Genomic DNA, 3,757 nt, shown 5'->3' on the forward strand with positions numbered 1-3,757 from the left:
GCTGGAACACCTTGCGGGGTCCCTGAAGCAGATCGGTGGTGTCCTCGGCGCCAATCTGGGCGAGGACGTCCAAACGGCGCCCGAGGTGCGCATCGCAGCCCTCGCCCAGCCCGTGCTCGAGGCATTCACCCGGCGGGGCGTGGAAGGGACCATCGATATGGGGTTCGCTGAACTCCCGGCGACGGTGGTTGCCGGCATCGTCAACCTCGAACTGCTGGTGCACGCGTGGGATTTCGCGACGGCCACCGGCCAGAATCTGGTCGTCTCCGACGTTGTCACTGACTACGTTGAACAACTTGCGCTGCTGACCATCTCCGAACAGGTCCGCGCCAGCGGAAGTTTCGCGACGGCGCAGCCGGTGGCGGAAACGGCCGGCAGCCTGGAGCGCCTCATCGCGTTCACCGGGCGCTCGGTCGCCGCCTGACCTCCTTCAGCACGTTCCCGGGATGTGACAACGCCCCAGGGGAGAGGCCGTCATGGCCGTCATGGCCGGGAGTGCCGCTGCCATGCCGGACGGCCGCGTTAGCGCTACTCGATGACCGCTTTCAGGTTCTGCAGCTGGCTGACTTCGGCCTGCATCGTCTTGGTGATCAGCCCGTCCAGGACCTTCATCAGTCCGGACGGCTTCAGGTCCAGGATGAAGCGGACGGTGGTGCGGCCGCCGGATTCGCTCAGCGTGTACTGGCCGGTGGGTCGTGCCGGGCCGGCGATGACCTTGAACTCCAGCAGGCGTCCAGGCTCGGCGCTGGTGATCTGATAGTCGCCCTGGATGGCCTTTCCGCGGGGACCGGTGAGGGTCTGGCTGTAGACGCTGCCGGGCTCGCCAGGGGCGCCGCCTTGGAGCGCGATGCTCTGCACGCCGTTCCGCCATGCCGGATTGTTCAGCCCGTCCGCCAGGTACGCGTAAACCTCTGCTGCGGGACGGTCGATGGTGATTTCATTCTCCGCGTGTGCCATGGGTTCCTCTCAATGGATGCGGTGACCTGATGAGAGACTACCTCGCGCCGGCCTCTGGCCCGGTGTGCGCCCCGTTGGCCGGCCCGGCCTGCCGTGCGCGGCGAATGGCCAGCCGCAGGGACTCCAGGTCGGGCTGCCCTGCGAGGCCGCCCGCGGTGGTATACACCCGGCACGCCATGGCGGGCGGCGTCGTCGACGGAAAGAGATCCGTTCCGTCGAGGAGGAACGACGGAGACCCGTGAAAGGACGCCGCCGCGGCGGCTGCATCCGACGTGATCTCCGTGGTGGCCAGCCCGGCGGAGCCGACGCCTTCCAGCTCGAGCGCACGGCTGAACACGGCCCGCGCCGTTTCTCCATGCGGGCAACCCGGAATCGTCAGCAGCTCAGTCTTCATACGTCCATTATGGTCCCGGGTTCCCGCGCGCCTCCCAGCGGCAGCTAGTTGCCGGGGACGAGGGACAGGATGAGGGCCTGAACGCGCTCCCTGATGTCATCTCGGATGGGCCGGACGGCGTCGACGCCCTGGCCCGCCGGGTCGGCCAGCTCCCAATCCTCGTAGCGTTTTCCCGGGAAGATCGGGCAGGTGTCGCCGCAGCCCATGGTGATCACGACGTCGGATTCCCTCACGGCGTCGGTAGTGAGGATCTTGGGGGTCTCGGCGGACATGTCGATGCCAACCTCAGCCATGGCTTCGACGGCGGCTGGATTGACCTGGTCCGCGGGCTGTGAGCCTGCGGAGCGGACCTCGATCGCCCCATCGGAGAGGGCGGCGAGGAACGCGGCGGCCATCTGCGACCGCCCGGCGTTGTGCACGCAGACGAACAGGACCGACGGTTTCGGGCTGGCGTCACTAGCCATGGGATCTCCTCGAAAAGCTGGGGATGCCGGCGGGTGGATTGCCACTGACGCCGGGCCAACCAACCGTACCGCACCCGGGGTGCCACCGTTCCGGGCCATCCAGGCTGCGGCCACAAAACTGTGGCGCACGACGGCGGTGCGGCGCTGGCCCAGATACCTTTCCGTCGGTCGGGCTGCGTGCAAGCATGGGTTCAGCGACAGAACCAGCGCCATGAACGCACCGGAGGGGACGCAATGAAAGCCAACGAAGTGCTGCTGGACGGGTTCGGCCGGGTCCACGAGGTAGTGAGGGCAACGCTGGACGGGATCGACGCCGACACTCTGGTCCGGCGGCCGGCCGGGACCGGGAACCCGATTGTCTGGCTCGTGTGGCACCTGAGCCGGGGTGAGGACGCGCAGCTCGCCGCCGCGGCCGGGCTTGAGCAGGTGTGGACGTCCCAAGGGTTCGCTGAACGATTCGACCTGCCGCTGTCCTCGGGTGACACCGGCTACGGGCACACCTCCGGGGAGGTGGACAGCGTCCGGGCCGATCCAGGGCTCTTGGGCGAGTATTACGACGCCGTCCACCGTCAGACCGCTGACTTCCTGAAGGATCTCGGCGAGGAAGACCTGGACCGCGTCATCGATAAGCGCTGGAACCCTCCGGTGACCCTTGGCGTGCGCCTGGTAAGTATGCTCGCCGACTGCCTCCAGCACGCCGGGCAGGCCATGTATGTCAAGGGCCTGGGCCCCGCCGCCTCCCGCGGCTAGGGCCGGGGCGTGGACGCCCCGGCCCTATGGCGGTCCGGCCCTGTTACGCCCCGGCCCTGTGACGCCCCGGTCCTAGCGCGACTGGCTAAGGACCATTGCCGAACCGCCGCCGCGCCGCACCGGCTCGGCCGCGGCGACCAGGCGGCCGCCGGGCCCGAACTCGATGGCCGTTGCCGCGCCAATCTCGGCGGCCGACGTAAAGGCGTCCCCGGACGGGGTGAACTGGTGCCCGTACGGGGCCAGCTCGCCGCCGTACGCCGAAATAAACCCGGGCTCGGCGGTGACCTTGGTGGTGTTCCGCTGAGCGGCGCGAGGAGCCGCGATCGCCTCCGAAATGGTCATGCCCAGGTCCACCCGGTTGAGGATGGTCTGCAGGACCGTGGTGATGATCGTTGATCCGCCGGGGGAGCCGAGCGCCAGGAACGGGTCCCCGTCCTTGAGGATGATGGTGGGCGCCATCGAGGAGCGGGGCCGCTTCCCGGGTTCGATCCGGTTCGGATCCTTCGCGTCGTAGACGGTGGAGAAGTCAGTCATTTCGTTGTTGAGCAGGAACCCGCGGCCGGGCACCACCATGCCGGAACCGCCGGTCTGTTCGATGGTGAGGGTGTACTCGGCTACGTTGCCCCACTTGTCCGCCACGGTCAGGTTGGTGGTCGAAATGTTTTCGGTGTCCTTCTCGTCCGCGGCCGGGACGCTCGTCGCCGGGCACACGCCGTCGTACGCGCTCACATCGCCCGGGGCCACGGGCTTGTCGGCGGCGTGCCTCGGGTCGATCCGGCACGCCCGCTCCTTGCCGAACACCGGATCGGTGAGGGCCGCCGTTGGGACCTTCACCTTCGCGGTGTCACCCACGTACTTGCCGCGGTCGGCGAACGCCAAGGCGCTTGCCTCGAGGTAGTGGTGGAGGGTGCCGGCCTGGGTCATCCCGGCGAGGTTGGACGGATTCAGGATGTTCAGTGCCTCGCCGACAGTGGTGCCGCCGCTGCTGGACGGCGCCATGCCAAAGACGTCCAGTCCCCGGTAGTTCACGTGCGTCGGATCCTGGTCCAGCGCGCGGTAGGCCGCGAGGTCCGCCGTCGTTATGTATCCGGGCGGAACGGGAAGCGTGGTGTCCCGGGATTTCTTCGGTGACTGCACGGTGGCCGCAATGTCGGCGGCGAGGGATCCGCGGTAGAATCCGGGCGTTCCCTGC

6 protein-coding genes are annotated in these 3,757 nt (G+C 68.2%); 2 read left to right on the forward strand and 4 right to left on the reverse strand.

From position 1 onward, the window contains the following. Positions 1-424, forward strand: a 424-nt coding sequence (locus AC1DHD_RS14800) for a TIGR03086 family metal-binding protein (RefSeq protein WP_476880443.1), incomplete at its 5' end; no start/stop codon positions are given. A 104-nt stretch (positions 425-528) separates the two neighbouring features. Here AC1DHD_RS14800 and AC1DHD_RS14805 read toward each other — a convergent pair. From AC1DHD_RS14805 to AC1DHD_RS14815, 3 genes are read right to left on the reverse strand one after another with little or no spacing between them, the layout of a single operon-like run. Next, on the reverse strand, positions 529-957 hold the full coding sequence (locus tag AC1DHD_RS14805; RefSeq protein ID WP_476880444.1) for an SRPBCC family protein: 429 nt from the start codon (positions 955-957) through the stop codon (positions 529-531). A 37-nt stretch (positions 958-994) separates the two neighbouring features. Continuing rightward, positions 995-1,351 (reverse strand): hypothetical protein, encoded by a 357-nt coding sequence (locus AC1DHD_RS14810; protein ID WP_476880445.1) that lies wholly within the window; start codon positions 1,349-1,351, stop codon positions 995-997. A 44-nt stretch (positions 1,352-1,395) separates the two neighbouring features. Next, a complete protein-coding gene (locus AC1DHD_RS14815; RefSeq protein ID WP_476880446.1) occupies positions 1,396-1,815 on the reverse strand; it encodes an arsenate reductase ArsC in 420 nt (139 codons plus the stop codon). A gap of 234 nt (positions 1,816-2,049) precedes the next feature. On the opposite strand from AC1DHD_RS14815, the gene AC1DHD_RS14820 reads away from it, so the two are divergent. Then, complete coding sequence (locus AC1DHD_RS14820; RefSeq protein WP_476880447.1) at positions 2,050-2,565, forward strand: mycothiol transferase; 516 nt, start codon at positions 2,050-2,052, stop codon at positions 2,563-2,565. A 72-nt stretch (positions 2,566-2,637) separates the two neighbouring features. Here the strand turns inward: AC1DHD_RS14820 and AC1DHD_RS14825 are convergent. Continuing rightward, positions 2,638-3,757: gamma-glutamyltransferase family protein (locus AC1DHD_RS14825; RefSeq protein ID WP_476880448.1), on the reverse strand; the 1,120-nt coding region annotated here is incomplete at its 5' end.

It is taken from the genome of Arthrobacter sp. 05L45_2 (genome assembly GCF_056397525.1).